Origin of the sequence: Pseudomonas sp. B10 (assembly GCF_900156235.1) — a bacterium.
GTDB lineage: Bacteria > Pseudomonadota > Gammaproteobacteria > Pseudomonadales > Pseudomonadaceae > Aquipseudomonas > Aquipseudomonas siliginis.
Window position 1 is genome coordinate 3401716 of record NZ_LT707063.1, and the last position, 13027, is coordinate 3414742.

Sequence of the window (13027 nt, forward strand, 5' to 3'; positions counted from 1 at the left end):
AAACAGCAGAACAGTTCATGCGGGTAAGAAACTCCCCGCGGGCAATGTCGGCCATAACGCCCAACAGTCATGCTTTAACTTCTCGATTTGAAAAAAAAAACGCGATCAATCAATTGGCCAGCAAATATCGCCGCAAAAGTCAGGACACCACCCATCGAGGTGTAAGCCATCGCACGGACGGGGTAGTGAGGCAAAAAATAGTACAAAATAAGTCCCAGCATTAATGAGACAGACAGGACCTTTAATTTCAGCTTGGGGACAAAAAACGCTATAGCGTTCATCACCACAAAATACTGAACCATTAGATCCGGCGTCATACCGATGCCGATACCTCTCGATGTCAACCCGCCATACATATCGATATATACGTCGACACCGTAGTTATGCAAAGGAATATACAGGGCACATACTATCAGGTGTGGAATACAGGCAACTAAGCGACGAGCTTTCATTTATTCCATGCCCCGTACTGATCCATATCGCCTTGCGAAATTGGATTTATTAACTTCGCATTCGATACAGACACATAAGGTGCGTCAGTAAGTTCAATTGTGTGCGGGATACCTTTATCGTATACCGTGTCTTTTTTCACAACCAACTTGCAGTTTTCTTTTGCCCACAATATCCCTCGCAATATGATGAAGTTATCGTAAACGTCTTTCGGTCCTCGCTCTGCTCCGGTATAGGCTTTGCCGTCGCCCCAGGTCACACCCGTTTCACCAGCCAGCTTTATTGCGAGTTCTACCTGCTTTGTTTCTCGCAGATATTTTCTATAGGTGTTAACCGCAAACGGCACCTGGCCAATGCCATCAGTCCAATACGGTTTATCCTCCATGAACACCATCAAGAACTCAGCACCGCCCACGGCACGGAATTTCCAGTCACCCGGCATTCCAGAGTGAAAAGTGAATGAAAACCGGTCGACGATTGCGAAGTCGATCAGCTCCTGCCAAGTAACATGTTTATAAGCCGCATGCGATTCTGATCCGGCCTGCGTTGTTTCCGGGTTGATCCAGACAAGCTCTCTATAATATCTGGCCAACGGTTCGAACCACTGACCCTTTTCTGCGTATAGTTTCTCCGCAGTGATAATTCTGAATGGAGAGTCATCCTTACCCGGTTTCAAGGCGAAGAGTGGCACACCACTTTTTCGCGTAATAATCCAGGCCAACGGAAGGTCAACTTTCTTCGGCTTTGTATCCTTGCTCTCAGTTGTTTCGGTAAGAACTTTAAGTGTAGTCACCTCGTCCTGAGTCACAAACGTGTAAGCGACACCATCGATGTTGATTACGGTCTCCATACCTACTAGTCCGCCGAAATATATATAGTTACAGGCTCTGCCGTCTTTCCAGTTGAAAAACCACCTGACATGCCTGTTGACGTTGAGCCTGTTTTCTCAATCCCGCTATCAGAGCGCATGATGTAGTTTAAATTTTCAACCGTTCTTCCATCTGCGGTTTTGAATTCAAAGACACGATTGAATATTCCAGGAATGATGACCGGCTCCGGCGGCACAAACGGCGCCGGCGTATGCGAATTGCCAATAATCACCGTCCCGGATCCGGCCGTGACCTTATTGCCGTGAGATCCAACCGAACCTACGGTCGCAGCCGGTTTGCCGTTGATCAACACGGTTGTCGCAAGATCGCCGACCATCGCACCACCACACGCCGAGACATCGCCTTGGCGGGCGGCCGCGAGGCCGTCGAAGAACACGTCGCCGGAACCGGCGGCGATCGGGTTGGTGCCGTGGCCGGGGAGCGGGCAAGCGGTGGGGTCGGATACGCGTGCTGCGGGTTTGCCAGACATCGGGGATCTCCTTAGGTGACCTTGACTTGACCGCTGCCATCCAGGCGCGCGGAGAAACTGACCTGACGCTTGAAACCCTCGACTTCCAGCAGGCCTTCGATACTGAAGGCCAGGCGAAGTTGATCGTGGTCACGCGGCAGGGAAATGACACGCACGTTGCTCAGGCGTGGCTCGTAGGCTTCGATGAAGTTTTCGATGGCCAGGCGGGCCTGACTCAGCGAGTCGTGCAGGCTCAGGCGCATGTCATTGAGATCGGGCAACCCGTAGTCGGCCAGCGTTTGCACGCTGCCGGCCCGGGTGCTGAGCATTTTGGCCAGATGGGCAGCCACTGACGCCATGGCACAAGCCTCAAGGCTGTTGCCCTTGCGTAGTTGTGCGTCGCCGTTGAGGCGTTCGAACAGGCTGCCGTATCCGTCCATGAGTCGCTCTTACTCTTTGTCCAGCTTGCCAACCAGCGACAGGGTGAAATCGGCACCCATGTACTTGAAGTGCGGACGCACATTCAAGCTCACGCGGTACCAGCCCGGCTCGCCTTCAACGTCGCTGACGATCACTTGCGCAGCGCGCAGCGGACGACGGCCACGCACTTCGGCGCTCGGGTTTTCCTGGTCGGCAACGTACTGACGGATCCACTTGTTCAGTTCCAGCTCGAGGTCGGTACGCTCTTTCCACGAACCGAGTTGCTCGCGCTGCAGCACTTTCAAGTAGTGAGCCAGACGGTTGACGATCATCATGTACGGCAGTTGGGTGCCGAGCTTGTAGTTCAGCTCTGCCGCCTTGCCTTCTGCGCTGATGCCGAAGAACTTCGGCTTCTGCACCGAGCTTGCGGAGAAGAACGCCGCGTTGTCGGAGCCTTTGCGCATGGTCAGGGAGATGAAGCCTTCCTCGGCCAGTTCGTATTCACGACGGTCGGAAACCAGAACTTCAGTAGGGATCTTGGTTTCGATTTCGCCCATGCTTTCGAAGTGGTGCAACGGCAGGTCTTCAACCGCGCCACCGCTCTGCGGGCCGATGATGTTCGGGCACCAGCGGAATTTGGCGAAGCTGTCGGTCAGCTTGGTACCGAACGCGTAAGCGGTGTTGCCCCACAGATAGTGCTCGTGGCTGTTGGCAACGGTTTCCTTGTAGACGAACGATTTCACCGGGTTTTCTTCCGGATCGTACGGGTTGCGCAGCAGGAAACGCGGCACGGTCAGGCCAACGTAGCGCGAGTCTTCCGAAGTCCGGAAGCTCTGCCATTTGGCGAATTGCGGGCCTTCGAAGTGGTCTTTCAGATCTTTCAGATCCGGCAGGCCGGTGAAGCTTTCCAGGCCGAAGAATTTCGGCCCGGCGGCAGCGATGAACGGCGCGTGCGACATGCACGAAACGCTGGCCACGTACTGCATCAGCTTGACGTCTGGCGAGCTTGGCGACATGTAGTAGTTGGCGATGATCGCGCCCACAGGCTGACCACCGAACTGGCCGTATTCAGCGGTGTAGATGTGCTTGTACAGGCCCGACTGCATGACTTCCGGCGAATCTTCGAAATCGTCCAGCAGGTCTTGTTTGGAGACGTTGAGGATTTCGATCTTGATGTTTTCGCGGAAGTTGGTGCGGTCGACCAGCAACTGCAGACCACGCCACGACGATTCCAGAGCCTGGAAGTCCGGGTGGTGCAGGATTTCGTCCATCTGACGGCTGAGCTTGGCATCGATCTCGGCGATCATGCGGTCAACCATGGCTTTCTTGACCGGCTCACCGTTGTTCTGCGGCTTGAGCAGCTCTTCGATGAACGCCGACACGCCACGCTTGGCGATGTCGTAGGCTTCGTCGTCCGGGGTCAGACGGGTTTCGGCGATGATGCTGTCGAGAATGCTGTATTCGCCGCTGGCGGCGCTCTTCTCTTGTGCTGCGCTAGTGCTCATTGTGTTGGCTTCCTTGGCTACTGGAGTCTCAGGCGTCCGGGGCTGCGGCGTTCAGGCCCAGCTCACCGAGTACGCGACCGCGGGATTCGTCGTCGGCGAGCACGCCTTCGATCGCTTTACGGAACGCAGGTGCGTTACCCAGCGGGCCTTTGAGGGCCACCAGCGCATCGCGCAGTTCCATCAGTTTTTTCAGCTCAGGCACTTGCTCGACCAGGCTGGCCGGGTTGAAGTCCTTCATCGAATTGACGCGCAATTGCACGGCCAGCTCTTCAGCCTCGCCATCTTCCTGCAGACGGTTCGGCACGCTCAGCGTCAGACCCAGCTCTTGCTTGGCCAACACTTCGTCGAAGGTCATCTTGTCGATGCTGATCGGCTTGCGATCTTCGATTTTGCGATCGTCCTTGCGGTGGGTGTAGTCACCGATTGCCAGCAGCTTCAGCGGCAGTTCAATCTCTTCCTGAGCTCCGCCGGTGGCGGGTTTGAAGGTGACGTTGATGCGTTCCTTGGGGGCTACCGAGCCTTCTTTGGCCATGGCTTTTCTCCTTGCGGTTGTGGCCCTGGGGCCTATTCGAGTACCACTTCGAGGTCGAGGTGGCACAGCCTGCGATAAATCTCTTCCTTGCTTTCACGTACGGCGTGGTTCTGCGGCAACAACTCGCAGCAACTGTGCAGCAGGTGCAGCACTTGCAATGCAAGATCGGGCTCCCAGGCGTGCAGGCCTGAGTCCTGTAATGTCTGATCGAGGGTTTCGAGCTGGTTCTTGGCCAGTTCGTATTTCTTGGCCAGGAAACACAGCCGCGCGAGGGTGAACTGCCAGAAGAAGCGTTCACGACCACCGTGGGCCGATTGCAGACCCTGCTTGAGAATCTGCACGGCCGGCTTCAAACCTTCCTTGCGCAGGATCGGCTGGACTTCCTCGAGGGCTTTTTCCCAGGCCGGCTGGGTTTCGACGTTCTCGCTTTCGACCTTGCGCGGCGCGCTGGCGCTTTGCAGGTGCGGCATGACGTTGGCGGCGATCCACGCCCGGGTGGACGGATCGGCAAACGGCGCGCCGTCATGGAAGCGCAACTCGATGATGCCCGGCAGGCGCTGAATCAAAAGCGCGAAGTGGATTTCCACTTCGCGCATGGCCAGCTCGGCGTTGAGGTTCTGGAGACATTCCCAGACCATCCTCTGGCCATCGAACCAGAACGGCGCCTTCGCCAGGCTCGCCTCCAGTTCCACCAGCAGGTCGGCGTATTTGCCCTGATCGAAACGGTCCTGATAGAGCTTGAGTTTTTCCAGCGGCAGACCGCGCAGCACGGTGATCTGCTCGGCGTTGCGCTCGGGCACTGCGTCGATGGTCATCCACAACAGCGTGCGATTGAGGCGCAGGGCGCGCAGGTCGGTAGCCTTCTGCTTGAGCCACCAGGCACACAACGGCCGGGCGCTGTCCTGCTGGGCGCGCAGGGCTTTGTGCGCATCGCGTTCGTTGTCGATCGGCGCGCCAGGGGTGAGCAACTGGGTCGCGGCCTGCTTGACCTGCGCCACCGCCGCGCCCACCACGCCGGGGGCCGGCTGGTTGTCGGCGGCACGCTGGATCATGGTTTTCAGGCGGCGGGAGATCGGCAATAACAGCGGCGCGTCATCGCCCAGATGTTCAGTGCACGCGGCCTCAAGGCCGGCCAGGTGCTCGGAGAGCTGCCGGAACATCGGCAACTGCTCTTTGATCGCAATGTTTTCGGTGATGACCTGCTCGAGACGCGGCACCAGCCAGCCGATCGCGGCGGCACGGGTGCGGGGTTTGAGCGGGTGGACGTCGGCCCAGTTGTTTTCCGACAGATGGTGCAGCAGACCGAGGCCGGCGAGCAGCCCGGGGAAGGATTCGCGCTGGTACAGCGACCAGGTCAGCCAGGCGCCGACACGCAGATCCTTGGATTGGGTACGCAGCAGATTTTCGCTGTTTTCGCGGATTTTCAGCCAGTCGATCTGCCCGCTTTCGTGCATCGACGAAGCCTTGGCCAGCTCACTTTCCAGCGCCTCGAACTCGCTCGAAAAACGAACGTCTTCGCCCGCGAAATTCTCTTTGGAAACAGAGACTTTTGCGAGTTCGAGGTAATGGGCGGAAAGTTTGCTTGAGTAGGACATCCATGGCCTTTATTAAGGATTACAGTCATGCGCGTGAATGGAGTTTCAGCAACGCGGGACAGTATCGAAGAGCAGTTCAGCGACTCATCCAATTGAGATGTGCTCTTTCAAGTGGGCGCATCGTAATCACTATGATGGCCACTAGCAAGCATCTGATTAAACAACAAGACGAACTGTTCATTGAGGTCTGTAGGAGATCGCCCTATATGTCGCAGGGGTTTCCCTGATGCCGTTTATTGATCAGCGCATTTTCCCGGCTCCCGCCAAACCATTGTCCCAGAGCCTCGGCCGCAGCCGGGCGAGTTTACCTGAAGCCCGCACCCTCGAGCGGCGTGCAGCATGCCAAATTAAAAAAAAAATAGAAGTAGGACACTTCCTAAAATGACCGGGTTCCATCGAGAAGTTTGCAGCGACAACGATCAATGCAAAAGGTGCCACTATAATGATGGCATTTCATTATTCTGAAACTTTACTTCCCCGGCAAATACTGGCACTTCGATAGTTATCCGAGCCGCGTCCTACAGACACATCTCCCATCCCGACCAAGACTTCCACACCCGGAATACTCTGACAAATATCAGGGATACTTCTTACATCAATTAGTTTGCCGCGCCGCTAGCTTGCCCTGGCAACTTTTCATGCGCGGCGATCAGGGAGGACGGCATCGCGCTTTGACTCACTTTGCTTAAGGACAAGCCCATGTTCGGCAAAGGCCACTGCGCGCCATTCTCACTGCATATCCCGGCCATTCGTCACGACTTCAAGGTGCTCGCGTTCACTGGCACCGAAGCAATCAGTCAACTGTACGCATTTCGCATCGAGCTGGTGAGCGAGCACGCGGACTTCGATCTGGAAAGCCTGCTCAGCCAGCCTGCTTTTCTGCAATTCGGGTTAGCGGGCGAAGGCATTCACGGGCGGATCGAAAATGTCATGCTCGGGGAATCGGGAAAGCGCCTGACCCGCAATGAGCTGTCACTGGTACCGGCGCTGCATTATCTGCAAATGAGCCACGACCAGCGGATTTTTCAGCAGCTGACAGTGCCGCAGATCATCGCGCAAGTGCTCAAAGGCCATGGCATCCAGGCCGATGACTTCACGTTCAATGTCGCCGCCGGTGAGCCTCGCGAGTACTGCACGCAATACGGCGAAAGCGACTTCCTGTTCATCCAGCGCCTGTGCGCCGAAGAGGGTATTGCCTGGCACCACCAGCATTCGCTCGACAGGCATTTGCTGGTGTTCAGCGACAGCCCGGTGTTCGCGCGCAAATTGGGCACCACACCCTTCAGGGTCGATAGCGGCATGGTCGCCGAACACCCGGTGGTCAACCACCTGAGCATGGGCTTCAACACACGTACCAGCACGGTCACCCGCCGCGACTATGACCTCAAGCGGCCAAGCCTGCTGCTGGAAAGCCGCTTCACCGCAGAATTCACGCCGGCTCTGGAGGACTATCGCTATCCACTGCTGATCAAGTCCGAGAAGCACGGCAAACAGCTGGCGCGTCAGGCATTGGAGCGCCATCGCAGCGACTATCAATGGATTGAAGGCAAAAGCAATCAGCCGATTTTGCGCAGCGGTCACCTGTTCGAGCTGAGCGAACATCCCAGGGCCGACTGCAACGAGTTGTGGCTGCTGGTCAGTCTCAGGCACGAAGGCAAGCAACCGGCAGTGCTCGAAGAGGTTTTCAGCAGCGAGGCGAAACCTGCCGATGGTTTTTCCCAGGGCTACCGCAATACCTTCAGGGCCATTCCCGCAGAGGTGGTTTACCGTCCGCCTTTGCCCGCGCCAAGACCCTTGCTGGTCTGCCAGACCGCGCGCGTTACCGGGCCTCCCGGAGAAGAGATCTTCTGCGATGAGTACGGCAGGGTTCGTGTCGAGTTTCCCTGGGATCGCGCTGAACGCAACAGCGAAAAAAGCAGCTGCTGGTTACGCGTAGCTTCCAGTTGGGCAGGTGACGGATTCGGTGCGGTGACCATTCCCCGGGTCGACATGGAAGTGGTCGTGACCTTCCAGGAAGGCGACCCGGACCAACCGCTGATTACCGGCTGCATCGTCAACAAGGTCAATGCCGTCGCCCATCCCTTGCCGGCGAGTAAAACCCGCACGGTATTACGCAGCCAGAGCTCACCGCGCAATGGCGGCTACAACGAACTGTCGATCGAGGATCGCGCCGGGCAGGAGAAGATCTACCTGCGCGCGCAGCGCGACCTCGAGCAACTGATCCTCAACGACAGCCGCAGCCTGATCACTCGCGACCGCCATGAGCATGTCGGCAATGACAGCACCAGTCTCATCGAGGGCAAGGATTCGCGCACTCATCAAGGACTGCGCAGCACAGTAATCAACGCCGACGACTTGTTGCAGGTCAGCGGCACCAGCAGCCAGACCCTGGGCGCCCTGGTGATCCAGGCCGGCCAGCAGGCGCATGTCACGGCAAGCAACGTGGTGATCGATGCCGGCATGAGCCTGACGCTGTCAGCGGGCGGTCATCACATCGTGATCAATGCCGGCGGGATTTTCAGCAGCGTGCCCATCGTTCAGGGCGGCGCGCCACTGCCGGGTCTCGCACCGCTACAAACGCTGCAAGTTGAGGCCGGCCTGCCAGCTGCGATCAACGCCACGCCGCTGTCGATCGTCAACAGTGCCCGCCAGCAGGCAGCGGATTTTTGCCCGCTGTGCGAAGCCTGCGCAGCGGGTCTGTGCGAGCTGGGAGAAGTCGCATGAGCCCGGTCGAACAATGGTTGCACGCTCAGTCCCGCGCCGGCTGCGAACTGTATCTGATGCTCGACACCGACGGCCAAAGCGCAGAGCACGCTGCGTTGACCCGCGACCTCGGCACCGAGCGGTTTCGTCCGCTCTACAGCGGCACGCCGGCCGAGTCGCTGGTGCCGACCGGCCCGCTGCTGTTGCAAATCGATACGGCGCAGCATCCCGCCATCCAAACCTTGCTCGCCACGCCCGAGCGCAATTGGGGCTGGCTGGCCAGTGCCCGTCACGTCGAACTTGACGCGCTGGCGGCGCACTGGCGCGAGCGCCTGATAACCGGCGAACGTCCGAATCAGGCGGTGTACCGCGTGCATGACAACCGGGTTCTGGGCCGTGCGCTGGCGCACCTGCAACCCGAGCACCGCGCCGCGTTTCTCGGGCCATTCAACAGCGTTTGCTATTGGCACGCAGAACGATGGAACGCCATCGACAACCCGGACCCCGGCCACCACCCGCTGCCGATGGATCCGCCTTGGCTGCACACGCCGACCCCGGAGCTGATCTACGCCAACGTGCTGTTCGACAACACCCGCCGTTACCTGGTCGGCGAACACACCGAAGCCATGGCCACGCTGGCCGAACAGCTCGACGTCGATGAATGGTTGTGGGGCCTGATTCAACTGACGCACTTATGGGGCTGGCAACAACCGGAGCACGTGCATTTCTTGCTGACGCGCAGTTTGCAGTTACCGGGATATCGGCCAGGCAAATCATGGCTGCCCAAACCCGGTGAAGATCCGGCGATGCATTTTGAGCGGGTATATCAGGAAGCGTTGTATTGGCAGGGAGAGGTAGGACGATGAGGAACTTGAAACGAGGGTTGCTGCTGAGTGGTTGCCTGGGATTGCTGGTGGGTTGTACGACGGTGAAGACCCCGAACACCTTTATGTTTGTTCCGGATTTTCCGCCCGGATTCAAATACGACCTGACGGCTACCTATGTTCCGGCCAAGGGCCAAACATGCACCGTGCCTGGCGGGAGAAACACTCAGCTGGGATACAACAAAACCAATATGAAGTACGAAGGGACTTCCGAGATCCCGCTGTACAGAACCGTAAGCGAATGTCCTCTGGCGCTGAATTACATCGAGATCAAGGTCATCGGTATTTATGGTTCAGGGCGAAGCAACTTCAGCTATGACTACGCCTCGATTGCTGTACGTCCGGAGTTGCTGGAGCGACAAATGGGTAGTTTCAGAGATGACGAGACAGCTGAGTTCTTTGGTGAGTGCATGTGGTCTTTTCGCACGGTGGGCCCGAAGCGTTATCTGATCAAACTGCTGACCTGCAAAAAAATGGATGCACAGGGCAATGTCGGGCGGAGCCGTCCTTTCACGGCGTACACGCTGACTCAGCTTTCTGGAAAAACGGTGACTCTGAAAATCCAATTATCTGAGCGGGAAAAGCCCGCTTTTGGTGACACGTGGGTAAAAGTGCCCGGCGGATGGAAGCGCTGCATGGGGAAAGCCTTTGAGGATCAGGATGCGTTCTGTTTCGGCAATTACAAAGACTTCAGCACATTCAGGATGGTAGACGAGCGCATCTGCACTATTTACCCCGATTGCACTGAAAACAAGGATCAGACCCATGAGCATTGAGCCGACAGATTCCGGCATTGCGGCCTTTATGCAAGGCAACATCCACGCCTGCCCAAGACGCGGACAAGCCACAAGTTTTCAATTGGTGGACGAGTTCGGTGATGGCAAACCCTACGCCGGTTTGACCTACGAAGCCGTCGATTATGAAGATATTGTTTATACCGGCAAACTGGATTCCTCGGGCTCCGGAAAAGTTCTTGATCATTACCGCGGTCCCGTAACCCTGAAGCTCAGTCAGTTTTATCAGGGTAAAGAGGAAGTATATGCGCGACTGAAGGAACGACCGCACTACCCTCTCCCCATCACCGAACTCCAAGTCCGCGCCGAAAAAACCCGCTTCTTCCACAAAACAGGCACTCGCACCCAGGCCAACCCCGCCAAGGACCTGTCCGAAACCGATGCGTACTGCCAGGTCGAAGTCAGTGAACTGGTAAAACACATCGCCCACCTGCCGCCGCTGGCTGCTCGTCGCGACCCTCCGAAAAGGGCGGCGCACAAGCTCATGCGATCGGCGGCGAAGTCCAGAGACTTCACGCTCGTCGATAAAACCGCCGCGGATGGCGGACTGCACGCAATCCTGAGTGCGGCGGAGATGGCCACCGTCGAGTTGGGGTTTTCCCCGCCGCCGCCCAAGGGCGTCGCACTGCTGCCGAACAAACACCATGTGCTGGAAGTACGGCCGATGAGAGCGCTACGGCCAATGCTGTCGACAGGCGAAGCGTTCTGCGCGCTTAACCTTTATCAGCTGTCGGTGATGGCGACGCTGAGCTACACCGATTTCGGGTAGGAACCCAACACTCAACCGGTGCAGACCGACACGGTAAGCTTTCCGCTACAGCCCAGCAGCGGCAACTGGTTCGGCCACGCGCTGCCGCAGTTCGACGAGTTGTGGAAGGTCGATGACTCGCAAACGCAGAAATACTACCCACTGTACGAAGACGTACCGTATTCGAAACGCCTGGAAGTGGTGCCGTTCGACCCGAACCTTTACCCCGAAGTGAATGACCCCGCGTTAGGGAACCAACAAGAACACCCCGCCAGACTGCATTTTTTCGATGATCGCAAACAGGTCGAAAGCACGGACACTCAGGCCTTCATCTGCCACCACGACGAACTGATCCTGATCAGCGTACGCGGTACCAGTGAGATCTGGCCCGACGGTCTGCGTGATGGAGATGCCTATCAGGTTCCGTTCCAGGAAGGAGAAGGCAAAGTGCACCGCGGTTTCTACGGTGGCGCTTTGGCGGCTTATCCATTTATCGTGACTTATCTGGAAAAATTCTACAGCGGGCAAAAGCTGCTGATCACGGGTCACAGTCTGGGCGGTGCAGTTGCACTGATCCTGTCCGAGATGCTGAGACGCAACCTGGAGTTTTCCCCGCAAATCGTGCTCTACACCTACGGCGCCCCCCGCGCTGGTGACACCACGTTCATCGAAAGCGCCAAAGCATTGGCCCACCACCGCATCGTCAATCAGAACGACCCGGTTCCGAGCGTTCCCGCCACATGGATGAATACTTTCGCCAAGCCTGGGCCGATGTACGCAACCAACGCCGTGGTGCTGGGCTTCAACCCGGTCGCCGGCCTCGGCCTGCTGATCTGGGGAATCATCAATTTCTTTGGCGACGACTATGGGCATCACGGTGCTTTGCGCCATTTTATGCCCGTTGAGTTCGACAAGGACCACCGATCCTCCCTTCTCTGGGAGCCGGGTTGCAGCACGATCGTCGATCACGGCTGCGCCAAGGCCCTGCGCGCTACCAACGGCTTGCCCGAACGCGGATCGTTTCTGCGGCAGTTGTTCGACCGGGGTCACCACTCAATGGTCGGCAGCTACATCCCCGGCTGCTGGGCCAGCTTGCGCCGTTGGCAGGAAGCACTGCAGCGCAAGCGTTCGCTGGTGACCAATCGCGAATTCGAGTGGATCAGCAGCGCCCTGGAGAATATTCAGCAACAGCTGCGGGTCGTTAAGCGCGATCTGCAAAACAACCACCGTTCTTACGTGCGAGAGCAGGAGCGCGCGCACAAGACGCTGATACTCAATCAGGAAATAGACAAGATCAGCATGACCAAGGCCCGCCTGACAGCGCTGCGCAGTCAACGGGTCACTGAGACCGACGTTTACGGCAGCTATGCCGACCAGCCCGAATGGGTCGAGGAAAGTCTGCTGCGCTGGAACGCCCACCCTGAAAACCTGGTTCAGGAGCAACTGGCGATGATTCCGCCAGCCGCTGAAGACCACGACGCCGCTATCGCCGCGATGACCGGTGGGCATACGGTTGGCGCGCCGTTTCATCTGGATATTGATTCGATTGTGTAGCGCCTGAACAACGGGCGGGCAAAACATGGCTGTGCCAGAATCCAACGCTCGAAAATGCGATCTCTCTACTACAACTGCCAAGGAGCTTCATTTCATGGAACTGAAACCACTGTTTTTCGCCGCGCTCATGTGGCTGCCCATCACCCATGCGTCAGCGGAAACCCCACCATTGGACGGCCATTACTACCTGACCGGCGCAATGGAAATGGGCGCCGAGTTGCTGTTGCGAAAGGACGGCACCTTTGATGCCGGTGTGGCGTATGGCAGCGCCGATGGCTTTGCCAAAGGCACCTGGAAAGTCGAGAACCAGACAGTACTGCTGGAAAGCAAAACCAAGCCTGCCTCCAACAGCGATCTGGGCGGACTGTTCCAGGACCTGCAACTGGCGATCGAGCCAAACTGCCTGGCCGTGGATTTCGGCAACGGCAAGGCCTGCTTCCGACGCCAGTAAGCCAACAGACAGCCACAAAAAATGGGCACCCGACCGCAATCGGTGTGCCCATT

Annotated in this window: 13 protein-coding genes; 6 read left to right on the top strand and 7 right to left on the bottom strand. The window is 57.5% G+C overall.

Annotated elements, in window-relative coordinates; translation table 11 throughout:
• Nucleotides 1-74: 74 nt before the first annotated feature.
• The 7 genes from BXA01_RS15495 to tssA are packed head-to-tail and all read right to left on the bottom strand — an operon-like array spanning nt 75 to nt 5840.
• Nucleotides 75-452, bottom strand: a complete 378-nt coding sequence (locus BXA01_RS15495; protein ID WP_076564579.1) for a hypothetical protein — start codon at nt 450-452, stop codon at nt 75-77.
• On the bottom strand, nt 449-1300 hold the full coding sequence (locus BXA01_RS15500) for a hypothetical protein (protein ID WP_076564580.1): 852 nt from the start codon (nt 1298-1300) through the stop codon (nt 449-451). Before BXA01_RS15500 ends, BXA01_RS15495 begins: the two co-directional genes overlap by 4 nt.
• A 5-nt stretch (nt 1301-1305) precedes the next feature.
• Complete coding sequence (locus BXA01_RS15505; protein ID WP_076564582.1) at nt 1306-1809, bottom strand: PAAR domain-containing protein; 504 nt, start codon at nt 1807-1809, stop codon at nt 1306-1308.
• 11 nt (nt 1810-1820) lie between these two features.
• Nucleotides 1821-2228, bottom strand: coding sequence for a type VI secretion system baseplate subunit TssE (gene tssE / locus BXA01_RS15510; protein WP_007920274.1), 408 nt, complete (start codon nt 2226-2228; stop codon nt 1821-1823).
• Between the two features lie 9 nt (nt 2229-2237).
• Entirely contained in the window at nt 2238-3713 is a 1476-nt protein-coding gene (gene tssC, locus BXA01_RS15515) for a type VI secretion system contractile sheath large subunit (RefSeq protein ID WP_076564584.1), read from the bottom strand.
• A gap of 28 nt (nt 3714-3741) precedes the next feature.
• Nucleotides 3742-4245, bottom strand: coding sequence for a type VI secretion system contractile sheath small subunit (tssB, locus tag BXA01_RS15520; RefSeq protein ID WP_016772498.1), 504 nt, complete (start codon nt 4243-4245; stop codon nt 3742-3744).
• A 32-nt stretch (nt 4246-4277) separates the two neighbouring features.
• Nucleotides 4278-5840: a type VI secretion system protein TssA gene (gene tssA / locus BXA01_RS15525; RefSeq protein WP_056790892.1), complete on the bottom strand. Its 1563-nt coding sequence runs from the start codon at nt 5838-5840 to the stop codon at nt 4278-4280.
• Nucleotides 5841-6539: 699 nt separating this feature from the next.
• Between tssA and tssI the strand changes: the two genes are divergently transcribed.
• From tssI to BXA01_RS15555, 6 genes are all read left to right on the top strand, one after another.
• Nucleotides 6540-8564 (top strand): type VI secretion system tip protein TssI/VgrG, encoded by a 2025-nt coding sequence (tssI, locus tag BXA01_RS15535; protein WP_076564586.1) that lies wholly within the window; start codon nt 6540-6542, stop codon nt 8562-8564.
• Nucleotides 8561-9409, top strand: a complete 849-nt coding sequence (locus BXA01_RS15540; RefSeq protein ID WP_076564588.1) for a DUF4123 domain-containing protein — start codon at nt 8561-8563, stop codon at nt 9407-9409. Before tssI ends, BXA01_RS15540 begins: the two co-directional genes overlap by 4 nt.
• On the top strand, nt 9406-10203 hold the full coding sequence (locus BXA01_RS15545; RefSeq protein WP_076564590.1) for a hypothetical protein: 798 nt from the start codon (nt 9406-9408) through the stop codon (nt 10201-10203). Before BXA01_RS15540 ends, BXA01_RS15545 begins: the two co-directional genes overlap by 4 nt.
• Nucleotides 10193-10990: a hypothetical protein gene (locus tag BXA01_RS27475; RefSeq protein WP_331717072.1), complete on the top strand. Its 798-nt coding sequence runs from the start codon at nt 10193-10195 to the stop codon at nt 10988-10990. The genes BXA01_RS15545 and BXA01_RS27475 overlap by 11 nt, the downstream gene beginning before the upstream one ends.
• Nucleotides 10991-11008: 18 nt before the next feature.
• Nucleotides 11009-12523, top strand: a complete 1515-nt coding sequence (locus BXA01_RS27480) for a lipase family protein (RefSeq protein WP_331717073.1) — start codon at nt 11009-11011, stop codon at nt 12521-12523.
• A 94-nt stretch (nt 12524-12617) separates the two neighbouring features.
• Nucleotides 12618-12974: a hypothetical protein gene (locus BXA01_RS15555; RefSeq protein WP_024014828.1), complete on the top strand. Its 357-nt coding sequence runs from the start codon at nt 12618-12620 to the stop codon at nt 12972-12974.
• Nucleotides 12975-13027 lie beyond the last annotated feature (53 nt).

Coding starts and splice junctions, on each gene's coding strand:
- tssC (WP_076564584.1), bottom strand. CDS start 3,713: ATGAGCACTAGCGCAGCACAAGAGAAGAGCGCCGCCAGCGGCGAATAC.
- tssE (WP_007920274.1), bottom strand. CDS start 2,228: ATGGACGGATACGGCAGCCTGTTCGAACGCCTCAACGGCGACGCACAA.
- tssB (WP_016772498.1), bottom strand. CDS start 4,245: ATGGCCAAAGAAGGCTCGGTAGCCCCCAAGGAACGCATCAACGTCACC.
- BXA01_RS15545 (WP_076564590.1), top strand. CDS start 9,406: ATGAGGAACTTGAAACGAGGGTTGCTGCTGAGTGGTTGCCTGGGATTG.
- BXA01_RS27475 (WP_331717072.1), top strand. CDS start 10,193: ATGAGCATTGAGCCGACAGATTCCGGCATTGCGGCCTTTATGCAAGGC.
- BXA01_RS15495 (WP_076564579.1), bottom strand. CDS start 452: ATGAAAGCTCGTCGCTTAGTTGCCTGTATTCCACACCTGATAGTATGT.
- BXA01_RS15500 (WP_076564580.1), bottom strand. CDS start 1,300: ATGGAGACCGTAATCAACATCGATGGTGTCGCTTACACGTTTGTGACT.
- BXA01_RS15505 (WP_076564582.1), bottom strand. CDS start 1,809: ATGTCTGGCAAACCCGCAGCACGCGTATCCGACCCCACCGCTTGCCCG.
- BXA01_RS15540 (WP_076564588.1), top strand. CDS start 8,561: ATGAGCCCGGTCGAACAATGGTTGCACGCTCAGTCCCGCGCCGGCTGC.
- tssA (WP_056790892.1), bottom strand. CDS start 5,840: ATGTCCTACTCAAGCAAACTTTCCGCCCATTACCTCGAACTCGCAAAA.
- tssI (WP_076564586.1), top strand. CDS start 6,540: ATGTTCGGCAAAGGCCACTGCGCGCCATTCTCACTGCATATCCCGGCC.
- BXA01_RS15555 (WP_024014828.1), top strand. CDS start 12,618: ATGGAACTGAAACCACTGTTTTTCGCCGCGCTCATGTGGCTGCCCATC.